Below are 16679 nucleotides of genomic sequence, written 5' to 3'. Positions count from 1 at the left end.
GCCCGAAGGTGGTCGCCTTGACGACGAAAATGACGACAATAGCCATCGCTACTGCCAAATAGGCGAGCTGCGTGATGCCAAATATCTTGCCGTTGGCGAATGCCGCTATCGACCCGGGTACCGACACCGGCGTGCCGCCCGAAATCTTGACGTTCATGCCATAGAGCAGCGCGTTCATGCCGATCGTGGCCACGATGGGCGCAACACGAACCTTGCTGACGAGCAGGCCGCTGATCAGCCCCGCTACAGCTGCAGCGGCGAAAGCGTAAAAGAGTGCCAGGACGACACTGCCCTCGGCATTCGGTTGGCTCTCCGAGAAGTAACAGACGATGACAGCGCTGAGCGAAACCATCCCCGGCACGGACAGATCGATGCCGCCCTGCTGGATGACGAGTGTCTGACCCAGGCTGACCAGGGCCAGGATCGCGGCAAAGGGAAGCATTCCGCTCATCGCTCCGGTGCCAAGACTTTGCGGGGCGATCAGGCCGCCGAAGACGAACAGGACCAGCGTTGCCGCCGCGATACCCGCGGTCGGCCCGCCAGCTGAGGCAAACCAACTGCTCGGTCCGGATGCACCTTCTCCTAAGGCCGTGACCGGCTTTGGCTTCTCTGAAGGCTTTTCCACGTGTCTTGTCCTTCTGCGGATTCGCGGCATTGAACTTGTTGGTTAAAGCAGTGCGGATCTTGCTCCGCTGGCCAGACAGATTTCGCTGATGCGCAGCTTCTGGCTGGAGAGCCGGGACGGGAATGTCTGTTCGAGCCGCGACTCGTGAACGGGTATGACCCGTCGAGACTCATGACCGACCTGTTTCATCATGGCTTCGGTGGCCATGATCAGATTGATCTGGCTGCCGGTGGCAAGGCCGACCGGGAGATACATGTCGTCGATCTTGAGCTGTTCGGAGGCGCCGTTCAGGTTCTCGAACTGGTAAACAAGATCACCGGCAAGCACCCAGGTGTCCTGGGAATCCGTCTTGCCATCATTGCGCACCGTCACCCACATGCATGCGAAGGTGTGGCTGTCATAGGCGACGTGAAGATCGATGCCGGGGAAGACGTTGTCCATGGCGCCATCGACCGCGATGAGGCGTTTGTCGCGCGCCAGCTGCACACCGCGCAGGATATCCGCCGTATCGATGCCGGACAGGATCCAGCGCATGCGGTCCGGCAGCGACATTGCCCAGATCCATTCCTGCAGTTCCTTCTTCTGGACGTAGAAGGTGGCATTGGGAAATGCATCGACATTGCCGAAATGATCGAAATGCGCGTGTGTGATGAAGACCGCGTTGATGTCTTCCGGCGTCAATCCGATTTCGGCAAGAACCTCGCGCGGTCCGCGCCAGTTCTGGACGTTGAACAGAGTGCCGAGATAGTTGCCGTAGTCGCGATCGTTGTAACCGACGTCGACCATCGCAGCCCAACCGTCTCCCTTGATGACGGCGTAGCAGTAGGGCAGCTTCACATAGCCCTCATTGTGAGCGCCGTAGATGACGCCGCTCTTGTGGTATTCAGGCACGTAGCCGTACTCGAGGACGTAGATCGAATAGAGTGACACCGATTTTTCCTCCCTTGATCCAGACGGTCAATTTTTCGCGGGCCGGCAGTTGCAACAGGCTGCCGTGAAGTCGACCGGCGTCAGTCCCGCGGAAGGTTGCGAAACCGTCAGCAGCGACCGCTGCGCGGAAAAGAGCGCGTCAACGACGGCATCGAGGTCGGGACTTGCCGGATCGATGAGATCGGCGAGACGATCAAGCCGCGAGAGTATCCGGCTGAGAAACACAAGCAGATCGGCGAACGCGGCTTGATGACGCGCCGCTGTCGGAGGTGCCTTTACCGCCCCCAACCGATCGGTTGCCTCGCGCAATTGCCGAGAGACCGACGCCAGCAGCAGATCATTGCGGTTGCGGTCAAGGCTGTCGGTTTGCAGCAGAAGCAGGATACCCGAAAGCTGACCGACGCAACGCTTGGCGGCGTCGTAGAGCGGTCGGGTGTCAGCCAGGTACAAGGCAATTGCTTCATCGGCGATCCCCGACTTCAATAACGCATCGGGCTGGGACTCGTGGGGGGTGTCCCATATCGAACAGGTGGGAGGGTGCACACCGTCGATGCGCGAAGACGGCGCCGGAAATTCGTGACCATACGTTTGCCGCGCCGTCCCATGCGCTAACGGCGCCTCATCTTGTCCGGAATTGATCCTGAGCATGCGTCGCCTCCAAATGTTCGTCGTCGCATCGATCCGCAGGCCCGTGCGGACTGTCTTTTCAGTGCATGAATCGGCCGCCGTTCACGTCGAGAATGAGTCCCGTCACGTAGTCGGACAGGTCCGAGACCAGGAACAGGCAGGCTTTTGCGATATCGTCAGCCGTCCCGAGCCGGCCCAGCGGGATGTTCACGACGATGTCGCGTCGCTTGTCTTCGGTCAGCTTGTCGCCAAAGATGTCCGTGTCGATCGTGCCGGGGGCTATCGCGTTGACGCGGATATTGTGCTGCGCCAGTTCACGCGCCATCGATTTGGTGAGGCTGTGGATGCCGCCCTTGGCGGCGGAATAATGCGGTCCGCCGAAAATGCCGCCGCCGATCTGGGCCGCGATCGAGCCGATCGAAACGATCGCGCCGGAGCGCCGTTCGATCATCGAAGGCACGGTAGCCTGGGCCATGTTCAGGCTGCCACGCAGGCTGGAATCGATGACCAGGTCGAAATTCTCCTGGGTGATATCCATCAGCCGGTCTGGTTGGCTGATGCCGGCATTGTTGACCAGGATGTCGACATGTCCGAAGCGGGCCATGACGTCACCAACTGCCTTGCGGCAAAAAGCAGGGTCCCGGACATCGCAAGCCACGCCGATGTGTTCGGAGCCGATGTCGCGGGCCGCATTCATGGCGGCCTCTTCGTCGAGGTCGAAGATCGCCACGCGGCAGCCCTGCGCGGCAAACCGCCGGGCCGTGGCCTTGCCTATGCCGCGCGGCGAGGCGGCGCCTGTGATAATGGCGGTCTTGTCGTTCAGCATCACGGTGTACTCCTCCCCATATGAATTCATTCGGCGGCCTCGGCCGCGTCTTCGATATTCAGGCCTGCCCAACCCTCGATGAGGGCCGCGATGCGCGAGCAATCGGCGTCGGCCATGCCTTGCGTCATGGCGAACTGCCAGAACTGGCGGACGTTGGCCCCGAGCCACATTGGCACGCCCATACGCTCGGCTTCCTGCATGCAAAGCGTCACGTCCTTGTGCATGAGCTCGGTGCGAAAATTCTGGTCGTAGCGGCGTGTCACCACATGCTTTGGATAGGCGATCTCCGACACCCAGGACCGGCCTGAGCCGGCATTGATGATCCGGAACAGATCCTCGGGCTCGATACCGCCCTTTTCGGCGAATGCCAGCGCTTCGCCAACGATCACCATGTTGGTTGCGGTGAGAAGATTATTGGCGAGCTTGAGGATCTGTGCCTTGCCGACGTCCGGGCCGAGATGGACAAAAGTCTTTGCAAATGTTGCCAGGAACGGTCGTGCCCGTTCCAGTGTCTGCTCCGACCCCGACGCCATGACCGCCAGCGTCTCGTTGCGGACGCCTATTGGTCCGCCGCTGACAGGCGCATCCAGCACCGAAACGCCGCGTTCCGCCATCGCATCACCGACCTTGCGCGCCATTGTCGGGCCGGTGGTCGAGAGATCGATATAGTGCTTGATGCGTTTGCCATGGATAAGGCCGGCCTCACCCAGTGCGACGGCCTCGACGATCGGTGCGTTTGGCAGGCTGACGAAGACCGTCTCGACCGCATTGGCGACCGCGGCGGCGCTGTCTTGCCGCTTTGCTCCCTGCGCGACAAGCACGTCGACGGCCGCAGCGTTTGTATCGAAGATGTGGATGTCGAACTGGGCTGCCAGAGCCTTGCTGACCATGGGCATGCCCATCGCACCGAGACCGACGAATCCGTAAGAATTACTGGGCACGCGCGCTCTCCCCGATCGCTGTAAGATGTGACGACGCGCCTTCGTAGAGGCGATAGATGCCGGTGCCGTCGATGTCGCCGTGGCCGGCGGTGACAAGCAGACGAAAGAGCTGGGCGGCTTGGCCGGACATTGGGGTTGCCGTGCCTGAACTACGGGCGAGCTCCTGCACCATATCGAGGTCTTTCAGCAGCTGACGCGCATAGGCCCGCGGCGCGAAATCATGTGCGGCGATACGTGGATAGAGCTGTTGCATCAGAACGCCGTCGGCATGGCCGTATTTCACGCATTCGGGCAGCAGCGCGGCATCCATTCCTGCCGCTTCAGCGAGGCGCACGGCCTCGGCCAGAACAGCATAATTGGTGCCGACCACGAGCTGCGCGATCATCTTGGCAACCGAACCCATGCCTGTCTGTCCGACATGGGTGAACTGCCGGCCGATGTCCTGGGTCAAGGAACGGATGCGTGCGATCGCCCAATCCGAGCCGCCGGCCATGATCGTCAGTGTGCCTTCGCCTGCCGCCGAGGGACCACCCGAAACCGGAGCGTCGATCCATTCGCATCCCGTAGCCTGTTGGACGCGCGAACCGATGGACCGGCAGAAATCCGGCGACACGGTTGAGAAATCCACCACGATCTGTGGTGACAGGAGAGCATCCGTCAGGCCCGCTTGGCCAAACACCACGGTTTCGACCGCCGCCTGCGACGGCAGGTTGAGGAGCACGAGATCCGCGTCCTCGACACAGTCTTCTGGCGACGCAGCGCCAACTGCACCCGAAGCCATAGCCGCAGCTTGCCGGCCAGCATCCGCGTCGAAGACTCGTAGCTTGTAGCCAAGCCCTGCAAGGCGCGCGGCCATGGGTCCGCCCATCAGGCCGACGCCGATATAGGCAAGGCGCGGCTTACCGGATGTCATAGAATTGGACCGCATTGTCGTGGAACAGGCGCTTTTGCGCTTCGGGTCCGAGATCCGCCGTGATCTCCTTGTAGCCACCAAAGATCGTATCGAGCGTGCCGCACACACTGTCGACCGGGAAATTGCTCCCGAACATGCAGCGCTCGACGCCGTAAATCTCGATGATCGACCTCACAATGTCGCGGTTGTTGGCGACCGTCCAACGCTGGCCAGGCAGGCCGATGCCGGAGATCTTCACCGCCACGTTCGGCCGCTTGGCGAATTCGGTCATTGCCGCCTTCCAGCCGGCAATCCCCTCGGCACTGCGATCGGCCGGCAGCCCTGAATGCAGCAGGATGATCTGCGTCTGCGGGAAGCGGTCGGCGAGCGTGCACGCCTCGGGCAGATGCCACCATGGTGTCTGCAGATCGAACCGCAAACCATAGCTGGACAGCATGGCGAAACCTTCGACCCAATGCGGGTCGACCATGCTGCCTGGAGCGGCTGAGCCGGGCTTGGGATTGGATTTCGGCTTGTGACGCAGGCCGCGTACGAAGCCGAAACCGGCCAGCCGCTCCAGCACCTGGGCGCGGTCGTCCCGGTCGAGCCATGCCTGGCCGACAGCGACGTTAGGCCACCCCGTCTCACGACGAAGGGAGGCGATATATTCCATCTCGCCGATTGGATCACTCGGATCCCACTCGGCTTCGATATAGACCGTCTTGACAACGTGGTGGCCGGCAGCGTCCCGCTTGTAGTCGGCCGGCAGATACGGCCGGCATATCGAGGAGTAGTCGCCATAGCGGAATGGAATCAGCGGCCGATCGTTGAGCCACGGATAATAGTTCTGCTCGGGATTCCAGAAGTGGACGTGAGCATCCACCATTGGCATATCAGTCACGTCTGTCTCCTCTCCGTCTCGGGACGACCCGTCTCAGATTGGATGCCAGCTCCTCTTCCGGCATCCGCAGTCGTCGCCGCGATTTATCGCGATTTATTCAGCGGCGGCCGCATAGGGGACGTTGCGCCCGCCATAGCGACGAACACGAACGTTTGCCTGCTCGGCATGGCCGGCGAATCCTTCAAGTATGCAAAGGCGCCAACAGTATTCGCCGATCATTGCCGAGGCCTCATCGGTCAGGACGCGTTGATAGGTAACGGTCTTCAGGAACTTGCCGACCCAAAGGCCGCCGGTGTAACGGGCGGCTCCCGCCGTCGGCAGTGTGTGGTTGGTTCCAATCACCTTGTCGCCATAGGCGACATTGGTTCGCGGCCCGAGAAATAGCGCCCCGTAGTTCGTCATCCGCTCGAGGAAGATATCCGGATCGCGAGTCATCACCTGCACATGTTCCGATGCGATGCGGTTTGCTTCACCGACCATTTCGTCCTCTGTCGAACACAGGATCACCTGGCCGTAATCCTCCCATGCGCGACGGGCGACGACGGCAGTCGGCAGGATGTTCAGCAACCTTTCGACCTCTGCGATCGTGGCTTTGGCGAGGGCCTCTGAATTTGTCAGCAAGATTGCCGGTGAGTTGGGGCCATGCTCGGCCTGGCCGAGAAGATCGGTCGCGCATAGCTCGGCGTCGACGCTGTCATCGGCAATGACCAGGGTTTCCGTCGGACCGGCGAAGAGATCGATGCCGACCTGCCCATAGAGCTGGCGCTTGGCCTCCGCCACAAAGGCGTTGCCTGGACCGACCAGCATGGCGACCGACTGGATGCTTTGTGTGCCCAGTGCCATGGCGGCTACGGCCTGCACACCGCCGAGACAGTAAATTTCATCCGCGCCTGCCAGGTGCTGGGCGGCAACGATCGCCGCGGCAGGTCGCCCCTCATAAGGCGGCGCAGCCGTAACGATGCGCGGCACGCCGGCAACCTTGGCCGTAATGACCGACATATGGGCCGAGGCCAGCAATGGATATTTTCCGCCTGGCACATAGCAGCCGACGGACTGAACGGGGATGTTCTTGTGCCCAAGAACAACGCCGGGCAAGGTTTCGATCTCGATATCGCGCAACGCTTCGCGCTGATGCTGCGCGAAGTTGCGAACCTGTTCCTGCGCGAAGCGGATGTCGCTCAGGTTCTGTTCGGACAGTTCCGCAAGGCAGGCGCGTATCTCCGCATCGGTAAGGCGAAAATCGTTGCGGTCCCATTTGTCGAAGCGGATCGAAAGCTCGCGAACCGCAACATCACCACGCGCACGGACATCGGCGATGATGCCTTCTACAGTGGCTCTGACGGTGGCCTGATCGGCTGCCACGGCGCTCGGATCGCGCCCCTCTTTGAGCTTGCGGATCACTTGGTCGCTCCTTCCGTCGTCCTGCCTTCGAAGTAGCTGTCGAGATCGAGCGCCAGTTTGATGATGCTCGAATAGTCCTCGCCGGCATGTCCGTTCTGGCAATGGATGGCGAAGAGCTCTGTTGCCAGATTGCCCATCGCTGCCAGGACTTTCGAGCTGTTCGCCAATTCCTTGGCGAGCCGCATGTCCTTCAACTGGAAATCCGAGCGGAAACCGCCGGCAAAACCGTTGGCAGAGGGCACATTCTCCATCAGGCCCGGGAATGGGTGATAGCGCTCGAGCGCGTAGTTGTTGCCCGAGGAGTTGCGCATGACATCACTCAGCACAGCTGGGTCGAGACCATTGGCGACACCGAGTGCCAGCGCCTCGACGGTTCCCGCCATGCAGATGCCCGACAAGATATTGTTGCAGAGCTTTGCCGTATGGCCCGCTCCCGATGCTCCGACATGGTAGATGCGCTGGCCCATCGCCTCGAGCAGTGGTCGGGCCTCCTCGACATCCGCGGCTTCGCCGCCGACCATGAAAGTCAGGCTGCCCAAATGAGCTCGAGGCGTCCCACCCGAAACCGGTGCGTCGATCATGCGCCGTCCCGCCGCGCGGGCGGCAGTCGCGATTTCCACGGTAACGGTCGACGAAATCGTGCTGCTATCCATCAGCAGCGCACCCTTGCGGGATACCGCGATGAGACCCGACGCTCCAAGATAGGCGTCGCGGACATTGTCTCCGGTCGGAAGCATGGTGATAACCACATCGGCCGACGAAGCCGCCTCGGCGGCGGAGGCCGCACGCTGCACGCCCTGCTTCTCAGCCGCGTCGAGCGCCGCCGAAGACGGATCGAAGCCAATGACTGGAAAGCCAGCTTGGACCAGATTGCGGGTCATTGGTTGACCCATATTGCCAAGACCAAGGAAAGCGACGGTTTTCACTTGAGCATTCTCCCGGTCAGGCAGCCGACGTGTTGACGATGACGGTCTTCGACCAGGTGAAGTGCTGGACCATGCTTGCCAGCGAGAGCTCACGTCCCATGCCGCTCATTTTCGTCCCCCCATATTCGATGTTGGCTTCCGCGACGGCAAACTGGTTGACCTGCACGAAGCCGGCGTCGATGCGCGACACGAAGTCGAACGCCGCCGGGAGGTTTTCCGTGAAAATCGTTGCCGCGAGGCCGTAAGGCGTATCGTTGGCCTCCTGCAGCACGGTCTCGAAATCGGTAAAGCGCGAGACGGTCGCGACTGGCCCGAAGATTTCGTCGCGGCAAACGGGTGAACTTGCGGGAACGCCCTCGATCAGCGTCGTCGAGTAGTAGTAACCCTTGTCGAGACCTTCGGGACGCTGGCCGCCGCAAAGGATACGGGCACCCGGCGTCTGCCGCGCCATTTCGATATAGCGTTCGACGCGATCGAACTGCTTGCGCGATACGATACAGCCCACCTGTGTCACTTCATCCAGCGGGTTTCCAACCCGAAAAGACTGAATGCCGGCCAGGACGCGCTCGATCACCGCATCATAGATGGCGTCGTGGATATAGATCCGCGTACCGGCGGAACACGACTGGCCCTGACGCTGAAGCCGAAGCCCCTGCAGAATGCCACGCGCCGCGCGATCGACATTGGCATCAGCCAGGACGATGTTCGGATTCTTGCCACCGAGTTCGGCTGTGACTGGTATGATCTTGTCGGCGGCGTAGTGCATGATCAAGGCGCCGACGGCGCTCGATCCGGTGAAGCTGATCTTGCGTACAGCCGGATGTTGGCAAAGCAGGCGACCTGCTTCCTCGCCGAGCCCGGTGATTGCGTTCGCGACGCCGGGTGGCAGAACCGCCTGCAGCAGTTCGAACACCCGAAGCACTGCCAAGGGTGCTTGCTCGGCCGGCTTTAGCACGACGGTGTTGCCCGCGGCGAGTGCCGGGGCGATCTTGCTGGCAAGCTGCATCAGCGGTGCATTCCACGGAATGATCGCGCCAACGACGCCAAGCGCCTCACGCCGCGTATAGAGCAGCCGGCCAGGATCGGGCGGATAGGTCTGGCCGTTGATCTCTCCAGCCAAGCCGCCGAAATAGCGCAGTATATCGACCATGGTGCGCGCTTCATTGCGCGATTGGGTTGGCAGCGCGTTGCCTGTCTCCAGGGACGACAGCCGTGCAATGTCTTCGCGGAAACCGTCGAGATGATCGGCTGCCCGAATGAGCAGGGCGCCGCGCTCTCTCGCCGGCAGGGCCGACCACGACCGGAATGCCAAAGAGGCCGCATCGACTGCGGCATCGACATCTTCGGCACCGCAGCGGGGCGCGTACCCAATGACCTCTTCGGTCGCCGGGTTCTCGACATCGAACTGCGCGTGTGTGAGCGCCTTCCTCAATCGACCTCCATAAACGATCTGGCCCGAAAGGCGGCTCGCTTCGGCCGATTGTGCGGCGATGCGCGTTTCAAGCGAGTCTGTTGCAAAGGCGTTCATACGAAGTGGCTTCTATCGGTTTTTGATTGAGCATACGTATGCACTCTGTTAGACATTTGAAACAAGCTTGTCAAACAGGAGCGAGAAATGTCTGTGACAACAATCGGTCTCGTGGCCGGCGACCCATCCGGTGTCGGTCCCGAACTTTGCGCCAAACTAGTCAATGCAAAGAGGCGCCTGAGCGACCTTCGCGTTGCCATCTTTTGTGGGGAAGGGAGCTTTCGCGACGGAATGCGCATCGCCGGTCTCGATGCTGAAATCCTGGTCGCCGACAGCGTTTCATYGGTTCCGGAGCATGGCGGCGTGGCGCTGATTTCAGGTCTGGATCGAGGCGGCTACAAACCCGGCGTGGCGAGCGCGGAGGCCGGAACTGCCACGCTCGCGGCGCTGGAGAGTGCAGCAGACGCGGCCGGGGCAGGGCAGCTCGATGCGATTGTCTATGGTCCGCTCAACAAGCAGGCGATGTGGCTGGCCGGTCACAAGGCGATCGACGAACTGCATTTTTTCTCGAGCCGCCTCGGTGTTACCGGCTTCTGCTGCGAAATGAATAACCAGGGCGCTCTTTGGACCGCCCGCGTAACCTCGCATATCCCGCTTCGCGCCGTGGCCGACAACATCTCCGTGGAGTCCATCGTTGCGGCCACCGTGGCGGGCGCCAAGGCGGTCGAATCATCAAGCGGCAAACGTGCGAGAATAGCCGTTGCCGGCCTTAACCCGCATCTGGGAGAAGGCGGCGCAATGGGCACTGAAGAGATCGAGATTATCCTTCCCGCTATCGAAAGGCTAAGGCAGCTTGGATACGATGTCGCAGGCCTCTATCCGGCTGATACCGTCTTTCTGCGCGTGGGGCCGGAGAAGCTCGACCTGATCGTCACCATGTTCCATGATCAGGGCCAGATCGCGCTAAAGACGCTCGGTTTCGCCAATACCTCGACCGTTCTTGGCGGATTGCCGCTGCCAATCGTTACCGCCTCACAAGGAACAGCCTACGACATCGTCGGACAAAATCGCGCCGACCCCGCCGGCCTGACAGCAGCGTTTGATCTCGCGCATCGTCTTGCTATTGCTGCGGGCAAGGCAGCATAACAGGCGCAAAAGCTGATTTGCGCAAGGATCCAATACATGAGACGGTCAACTTCGGTGGATGTCGCGCGGGAGGCTGGCGTATCGCAATCGACGGTTTCTCGCGCGCTTGCCGGTGATGGGAGAATCTCGGAGGAGACGAAGAAGAAGATCCGCAAGACCGCAGAGCGATTGGGCTACACGCCAAATGGGATCGCGCGCAGCCTGCAGACGAAGAAGACAAATATGGTTGGCCTGATCATGGCCGACATCCTCAATCCGTTCTACCCGGCCGTCCTGGAAATCTACACTCAGAAGCTCAATGCCATGGGCAAGCAGCTCCTGTTGCTTTCCGTACCGAAGGGTTTTGAAGTCGACGACGTGCTGCCATCGATGCTCCAATACGAGATCGACGGTTTGATCGTGACGTCAGCGGTGTTGTCGTCGCGAATGCGCGACATTCTGCACAATAGGAACACTCGGGTGGTTTTATTCAATCGCTCCGTCGACGACTTTTCGATCAATTCGGTGTGTTGTGAGAACAGGTCGGCTTCCATCGAAGTTGCCGCCCTTCTTGTTGCTGCAGGACATAGGCGCATAGCCCTTATCGGGGGCCGCCCTGACACGTCGACCCACCGCGAACGCAGCGCCGGGTTTCAAGATGAATTGCGCCGCCACGGCCTCCAAATCCTTGGCGAGCAATTCGGCGAAAACACCTATGGCGGGGGCTACCGGGCAGCAATCAATCTGCTTTCCGGCCCGAGTCCGCCAGACGCTATCTTCTGTATCGCCGATGTCATGGCGCTTGGCGCACTGGATGCCGCGCGCTTCGGGCTTGGGCTGAAAGTTCCGCGCGATGTTTCGATCGTGGGCTTCGATGACATTCCCTCGGCCGCCTGGCCGGCATACGACCTCACCACCTTCCGCCAGCCGATCGAGGCGATGGTGGGGCGGTCCCTGTCCCTGCTGTTTGATCCGGCAGACTTTCCACCGGCGGCTATTCGCATACCCGGCGAACTGATCATTCGCGGCTCTACCAACATCGGTCCTGCAACCACCTGAACTGATCAAACGCCAGATACTAATTTAGCCAAAGCGTGCGCATACGTATTCCCAGTTCAAAGAAATGGAGAACGGTTTATGGAGGAAAATCAAGTCGCGCCAAATTTCAGGCTGGACGGAAAACGAGCGCTCATTACGGGAGCCGGACGGGGTTTGGGACTGGCTGCCGCACATGCGCTCGCCCACTATGGGGCCGAGGTTGTTCTGGCCGCTCGCACATTGAGCGAGGTGGAGGCTGCCGCGGCCAATATCACTCGCTCGGGCGGACGAGCCGAAGCCATCGCTCTCGATATCCGGGACGTTGAAGCAGTGAGTGAAGCAGTGTCACACAGGTCAGCTTTTCATGTGCTGGTCAACAATGCCGGGATGAACCGCACCAACCCATTCCTTGATGTAACGCAGGCCGATTTCGATGATATCATGGGCCTCAATCTGCGTGCTTCCTTCTTTGTTGCGCAGATCGTCGCGCGACGCATGGTCGAGCAAGGCGTGAGTGGCAGCATCATAAACATGTCGTCGCAGATGGGCCATGTCGGTGCCGCGACGCGCAGCGTCTACTGCGCCTCGAAGTGGGCCATGGAGGGCATGACCAAGGCGGCGGCAATCGACCTGGCTCCATACAAGATCCGTGTCAACACCGTCTGCCCTACGTTTGTCGAAACGCCGCTCGCTCAGAATTTTCTCAAGAATGAGGCCTTCAGGGCGCAGGTGCTCTCCAAAATAAAGCTGGGCCGCATCGGTCATGTCGACGACATAACCGGGGCGGTTGTCTTCCTGGCGTCCGATGCATCCTCTCTCATGACGGGGTCGTCCATGGTCATCGACGGCGGTTGGACCGCGGACTAGGAGCCTGCTGGAGGGGCGCATGATCTGGACGGGACACGCGAACTGAGAATGAAAGCACGATTCAGAAACGGCGCTCGAAAGTGTTATTCAGCAGTTTTTGCATGCTAGCCAGGAATGATCCTTGCGGCTGGCGAACAGGGCCCAGATTGATTGGATCGGAGCCGTAGCTATCGGGAAGGAATGCACATGGACCTCGGCCTTGAAGGCAAGATTGCATTGGTATCGGGAGGCTCCAAAGGCATAGGGCTCGCTTGCGCCAAGTTGCTCGCGGCGGAAGGTGCAAGGATCGTCATCTGCTCCCGCTCGCCGTCCAACATCGATGCCGCCCTTTCCGTGCTTCCAGGTGCGGTTGGTATCGCCGTGGATTTGGGATCGGGCGATGACGCGAAAGAGGCTGTGGACAGGATGTGGCGGGACGTCGGTCCCTTCGACATCCTCGTCAACAGCGCCGGGGCCGCAAAGCGCACGCCTGTACAGGACCTCAGTCCGCAAGCCTGGCGGGCAGCGATGGATGACAAGTATTTTCCCTACATCAACGTCATCGATCCAGTGGTCAAGAAGATGGCTGACCGCGGCTCGGGCGTGATCGTCAACATCATCGGAAATGGCGGCAAAGTCGCCTCGCCGACCCATCTGGCTGGCGGCGCCGCCAACGCGGCGCTGATGCTGGCAACGGTCGGCCTCGCAAACGCCTATGCCGGTCGCGGCGTGCGCATTGTTGGGCTCAATCCCGGTCTCACGCAAACAGGTCGGGTGAGTGAAGGAATGAAAGCGGTTGCGGCAAGCCAGGGGATCAGCGAGCAGGAAGCCCTGCGCCAGGCGACAGACTCCATACCCATCGGCAGATTGGCCGATCCCGCCGAAATCGCATCGTTCGTCGCCTTCCTGTGTTCCGCGAAAGCGAGCTACGTGACCGGTGTTGTTATCAACATGGATGGCGCGTCGGTGCCGATTGTGGTGTGACGCGCGCGGCGTTTCCTGGCCGGTTGCCAACAGAAGTTCAACCGATGGACAAGACCGCGGCGAGCAAGCCGCTCAACAACAAAGTACCGCGAGCAAGTATGGTCTCATCAAAGTCGAAATGCGCCGTGTGGTGACCATCCGCGATATCGAAGCCGAGAACGAAAACTCCAGCAATTCCACCCTCGGTCGGCCATCGCTGAAGTCAGAAGAGTTGCAGCCTCGCTCGCACCGATGCTGCGGGCGTCGCCTCCGCGCTGCCTCGCCCCGCAGGTTCTCGACCGTCTTGGCCGGAGATTGGCCCGCCTCATCATGGAAGGCTTGACTGAACTGCCGGGGGCTGAGATGAGCGGCCTCAGCAAAATCGGGAACGGTCAGCGGCTTGTGCAGGCCATAGGTGAGCGCAACTTGGGTGCGATCCGACGACAGTTCGAGGAGGGTAGAGAACTGCGACTGGCCGCCGCGGCGATCGGCAGATCGGAAAAAAGGCCTCGCGTAGCTCGAGCCTCCCGGTTTCGAACGACCATTTCAGCACCTGGCGCTGCAACTGGCGATGGCGATTCCGATTGAGCGGGCTCTGGTTCAGACGCAGTCTGAAAGGCTGGTTTCGAACCAACCGTTTTTCGAAAAATACCGATCTTAAGCTGCCTTGACGATGCGGAATCCTTCGATTTCCTTGATCACCGGGAGGCCTTTCCAGCGGTCGGAATCATGCAGGATAATCAGTCGGTCGAGGTTGCCTCCGATCTCGATGTTGATGCGGTCGATGGTCTTGAGCTGATCCCAAACGCTCCCGACGGCATTGTTGAGCGGCTGATAGACACCGTCGTGCTTGTGGCCAGTAATCTGCCGAGATGAGTAGAGACAATCGCCCGAAAGGACGATGCGGCCGCGCGACGTCTCAACGATAACGAACTGCTGCCCCATCGTGTGACCCTGCCCCAGCCTCACATGGATGCCCGGCAGAAGATCGTCGCGGTCTCCGTCCACCAACGTCAGGCGGTGCTCCACCGAGGCGTCGAAGGCGGCGCGCAGATCGTCCGGATCGATGATGGCGGTGAGGAAGCCGAATTGCGGCGGCAGCGCCATCGCCTCGTGCCAGGACAGCAACTCCTGCTTCTGCAGATAGAGGCGGGCTTTGGGAAACTGATCGATCGAGCCCATATGGTCAAAATGCGCATGGCTGACGATGATGTCAGTGATATCGCCCGGCGCCAGCCCCAGTTCGGCAAGCATGCGAACGGGGGAAATCCACCAGGGTATGCCAAATTTGTCGGAAAAGTTCGGGCCGCTTTCGTCCTTCATGAAGCCGGTGTCGACAAGCACGTTGCGGTCGCCGCGGCGCGCCAGGATGAAAGAAAACGGCAGATCCGTGGGGCCGTCGTCATACATCCCGTTGACCAGATCGACCCATGGCTGGTTCTTCGATCGTGCGAACTCGATGACATAGATTTCCCAGTGCTCAGTCGGTCCCATGCGATCCTCCTCAACTTTCCGCAAGCGAGCGGCCAAGGCTGGAAAGCCCGACCGCGATGATCAGGATGGCGCCCTGAAACACATATTGGGAGAAGGTTGGGGCGCCGAAAATGTTGAGGCCGTTGAAGCCGAAAGCAATGATCAGGGCGCCCACCAAAGTCCCGAGGACATGGAACTCGCCATCGCGCAAGGTTGCCGAGCCCAGAAAGACTGCGGCGAACGCGGTCAGCAGATAGGAATCGGCCGCGCTGGTCGTGCCGCTGCCCAGCCGCGACGCGAGCAGAATGCCGGTAAGGGCGGCGCACATGCCGGAAGTGACGAAGCCAAGCGTCTTGATGCGATCGACGTTGATACCGGCGAGGCGCGCGGCGGCGGGATTGCCGCCGACCGCCTGAATCTCTTGCCCGATCGAGGTGCGCTCCACCAGAACCCACAGGATGCCTAGCACAACGACCATGACTACGATGTTGTTGGGGATGCCGAAGAGCCAGCGGCCGAGCGAAAGCTGAAGAAAGGCTTCCGGTACGCCGGCAACGATGGGTACCCCGGCTGAGTAGGCGAAGGCGAGACCCGTGATGATGGTCCCGACGCCAAGCGTCGCGATCACCGAATTGACTTTCATCTTGGTGACGATGAAGCCATTGACCAGGCCGATCAGCGCGCCAAGGGCGAGCACGATGAAGATGGCCAAAGGGATCGGCAGCTTGTCATGGACAATGAAGCCGGTGACGAGAATGCCGTGCAGACTGGCGGCAAAGCCGATCGACAAATCGAGCTCGCCAACGACGACCGCCAATGTCAGCCCGCCGGCGATGATCATGGCGAGCGAGGCCTGGTTGAGAACATTGGTGAAGTTGCCCAGGGTCGAGAATGCCTTCGGCGACAGGATCGAAAAGGCTACGATCATGGCAAGCAGCCCAAGGATGGTCGCGTAGCGCGCGAAAATTCCGAGCGCAGACTTGGCTCTTGGTGTGAGGCGCCTGTTGTAGGTCGAAACATCGCTCATGTGGTCATCCTCTCGGTCAATGGCTCCCGCTCACCGTAGCTTGCCTCGACAATAGCGGAGCGCGACACCGATGCGCCGCTCAGTTCGCGAACGACAAGGCCTTCCGCCATCACCAGCACGCGATCGCAAAGGTCCGGCAGTTCATCGGGTTCGGACGAGATGACGAGAACCGCCATGCCGGCCGCCGCGAGGTCGCGGATTTGGCGGTGGATCTCCGCGCGTGCGCCGATATCGACGCCGCGGGTCGGTTCATCGAGAATGAGGATGTGCGGCGCGCGCCGCAGCCAGCGGCCGATAACCACCTTCTGCTGGTTGCCGCCGCTGAGCCGGCCAACAGGGGTGTCCACGCTTGCCGCCTTGATCGCCAGCAGCTTCATCGTATCGCGCGCGAGCGAGGACTGCGATTTTCGGCTGAGAAGCGGCACCCTGCGACCGAGTACAAGCTTGTCCAAACTGACCAGACCAAGATTGAAGGCGACGCTCTTCGACAGGAAAAGCCCTTCCGTACGCCGCTCCTCCGGCACCAAGCCGAGCCCGGCGGCAACCGCAGCCTGCGGCGATTTCGGCGCGTAGGGCTTGCCTTTGAGCATCATACCGCCCGAGTCGGCGCGATCGGCACCATAGATCAGCCGCACCAGTTCACTGCGTCCGGCACCGACCAGGCCGCCGA

Annotated in this window: 17 protein-coding genes and 1 pseudogene; 4 read left to right on the top strand and 14 right to left on the bottom strand. The window is 60.8% G+C overall.

All coding sequences use genetic code 11. The features are described from left to right. The 10 genes from AC1DX0_RS17335 to AC1DX0_RS17290 all read right to left on the bottom strand — a co-directional run. Positions 1-655, bottom strand: a 655-nt coding sequence (locus AC1DX0_RS17335) for an ABC transporter permease (RefSeq protein WP_477356201.1), incomplete at its 3' end; no start/stop codon positions are given. A gap of 12 nt (positions 656-667) precedes the next feature. Beyond that, the gene (locus AC1DX0_RS17330; RefSeq protein WP_477222586.1) at positions 668-1555 is read right to left on the bottom strand and encodes an N-acyl homoserine lactonase family protein; all 888 of its coding nucleotides are present in this window, start codon (positions 1553-1555) and stop codon (positions 668-670) included. Positions 1556-1582: 27 nt separating this feature from the next. After that, positions 1583-2203 (bottom strand): hypothetical protein, encoded by a 621-nt coding sequence (locus tag AC1DX0_RS17325; protein ID WP_477222585.1) that lies wholly within the window; start codon positions 2201-2203, stop codon positions 1583-1585. Positions 2204-2261: 58 nt separating this feature from the next. Continuing rightward, positions 2262-3011, bottom strand: coding sequence for an SDR family NAD(P)-dependent oxidoreductase (locus AC1DX0_RS17320; RefSeq protein ID WP_275954858.1), 750 nt, complete (start codon positions 3009-3011; stop codon positions 2262-2264). Positions 3012-3034: 23 nt separating this feature from the next. Next, entirely contained in the window at positions 3035-3949 is a 915-nt protein-coding gene (locus AC1DX0_RS17315; RefSeq protein ID WP_477222584.1) for an NAD(P)-dependent oxidoreductase, read from the bottom strand. After that, positions 3939-4862 carry an NAD(P)-dependent oxidoreductase gene (locus AC1DX0_RS17310; protein WP_477222583.1) on the bottom strand — a complete coding sequence of 308 codons (924 nt, stop codon included), beginning with the start codon at positions 4860-4862 and terminating at the stop codon, positions 3939-3941. Before AC1DX0_RS17310 ends, AC1DX0_RS17315 begins: the two co-directional genes overlap by 11 nt. Further along, positions 4849-5733: an amidohydrolase family protein gene (locus AC1DX0_RS17305; protein WP_477222656.1), complete on the bottom strand. Its 885-nt coding sequence runs from the start codon at positions 5731-5733 to the stop codon at positions 4849-4851. Before AC1DX0_RS17305 ends, AC1DX0_RS17310 begins: the two co-directional genes overlap by 14 nt. Positions 5734-5835: 102 nt before the next feature. Then, positions 5836-7143 (bottom strand): histidinol dehydrogenase, encoded by a 1308-nt coding sequence (gene hisD / locus AC1DX0_RS17300; protein WP_477222655.1) that lies wholly within the window; start codon positions 7141-7143, stop codon positions 5836-5838. Continuing rightward, on the bottom strand, positions 7140-8069 hold the full coding sequence (gene mmsB / locus AC1DX0_RS17295; RefSeq protein WP_477222582.1) for a 3-hydroxyisobutyrate dehydrogenase: 930 nt from the start codon (positions 8067-8069) through the stop codon (positions 7140-7142). Before mmsB ends, hisD begins: the two co-directional genes overlap by 4 nt. A 16-nt stretch (positions 8070-8085) precedes the next feature. Further along, the gene (locus tag AC1DX0_RS17290; protein ID WP_477222581.1) at positions 8086-9501 is read right to left on the bottom strand and encodes an aldehyde dehydrogenase family protein; all 1416 of its coding nucleotides are present in this window, start codon (positions 9499-9501) and stop codon (positions 8086-8088) included. Positions 9502-9684: 183 nt separating this feature from the next. Here AC1DX0_RS17290 and AC1DX0_RS17285 point away from each other — a divergent pair, with 183 nt between their 5' ends. From AC1DX0_RS17285 to AC1DX0_RS17270, 4 genes are all read left to right on the top strand, one after another. Then, positions 9685-10683 carry a 4-hydroxythreonine-4-phosphate dehydrogenase PdxA gene (locus tag AC1DX0_RS17285; RefSeq protein ID WP_477356199.1) on the top strand — a complete coding sequence of 333 codons (999 nt, stop codon included), beginning with the start codon at positions 9685-9687 and terminating at the stop codon, positions 10681-10683. A gap of 36 nt (positions 10684-10719) precedes the next feature. Then, a complete protein-coding gene (locus AC1DX0_RS17280) occupies positions 10720-11721 on the top strand; it encodes a LacI family DNA-binding transcriptional regulator (protein ID WP_477222579.1) in 1002 nt (333 codons plus the stop codon). Positions 11722-11799: 78 nt separating this feature from the next. Further along, positions 11800-12567 (top strand): SDR family NAD(P)-dependent oxidoreductase, encoded by a 768-nt coding sequence (locus AC1DX0_RS17275; protein ID WP_477222578.1) that lies wholly within the window; start codon positions 11800-11802, stop codon positions 12565-12567. Between the two features lie 186 nt (positions 12568-12753). After that, complete coding sequence (locus AC1DX0_RS17270; protein ID WP_477222577.1) at positions 12754-13530, top strand: SDR family oxidoreductase; 777 nt, start codon at positions 12754-12756, stop codon at positions 13528-13530. A 228-nt stretch (positions 13531-13758) separates the two neighbouring features. On the opposite strand, the pseudogene AC1DX0_RS17265 reads toward AC1DX0_RS17270, so the two are convergent. From AC1DX0_RS17265 to AC1DX0_RS17250, 4 genes and pseudogenes are all read right to left on the bottom strand, one after another. Continuing rightward, a pseudogene (locus AC1DX0_RS17265) lies at positions 13759-13995 on the bottom strand (GlxA family transcriptional regulator); the annotation flags it as partial. 171 nt (positions 13996-14166) lie between these two features. Next, on the bottom strand, positions 14167-15003 hold the full coding sequence (locus AC1DX0_RS17260) for an N-acyl homoserine lactonase family protein (protein WP_477222576.1): 837 nt from the start codon (positions 15001-15003) through the stop codon (positions 14167-14169). 10 nt (positions 15004-15013) lie between these two features. After that, the gene (locus AC1DX0_RS17255; RefSeq protein WP_477222575.1) at positions 15014-16009 is read right to left on the bottom strand and encodes an ABC transporter permease; all 996 of its coding nucleotides are present in this window, start codon (positions 16007-16009) and stop codon (positions 15014-15016) included. After that, the coding region (locus tag AC1DX0_RS17250; protein WP_477356197.1) for an ATP-binding cassette domain-containing protein at positions 16006-16679 on the bottom strand (674 nt) is incomplete at its 5' end. The genes AC1DX0_RS17255 and AC1DX0_RS17250, both read right to left, overlap by 4 nt.

Source organism: Mesorhizobium sp. P3_A9 (assembly GCF_056402975.1).
This window is presented reverse-complemented; position numbering and strand designations above follow the sequence as displayed.

Bases quoted from the DNA above. Each gene is read 5' to 3' on its own strand.
- AC1DX0_RS17255 (WP_477222575.1), bottom strand. From the start codon at position 16,009: ATGAGCGATGTTTCGACCTACAACAGGCGCCTCACACCAAGAGCCAAG.
- AC1DX0_RS17270 (WP_477222577.1), top strand. From the start codon at position 12,754: ATGGACCTCGGCCTTGAAGGCAAGATTGCATTGGTATCGGGAGGCTCC.
- AC1DX0_RS17305 (WP_477222656.1), bottom strand. From the start codon at position 5,733: ATGCCAATGGTGGATGCTCACGTCCACTTCTGGAATCCCGAGCAGAAC.
- AC1DX0_RS17310 (WP_477222583.1), bottom strand. From the start codon at position 4,862: ATGACATCCGGTAAGCCGCGCCTTGCCTATATCGGCGTCGGCCTGATG.
- AC1DX0_RS17275 (WP_477222578.1), top strand. From the start codon at position 11,800: ATGGAGGAAAATCAAGTCGCGCCAAATTTCAGGCTGGACGGAAAACGA.
- AC1DX0_RS17280 (WP_477222579.1), top strand. From the start codon at position 10,720: ATGAGACGGTCAACTTCGGTGGATGTCGCGCGGGAGGCTGGCGTATCG.
- AC1DX0_RS17325 (WP_477222585.1), bottom strand. From the start codon at position 2,203: ATGCTCAGGATCAATTCCGGACAAGATGAGGCGCCGTTAGCGCATGGG.
- AC1DX0_RS17260 (WP_477222576.1), bottom strand. From the start codon at position 15,003: ATGGGACCGACTGAGCACTGGGAAATCTATGTCATCGAGTTCGCACGA.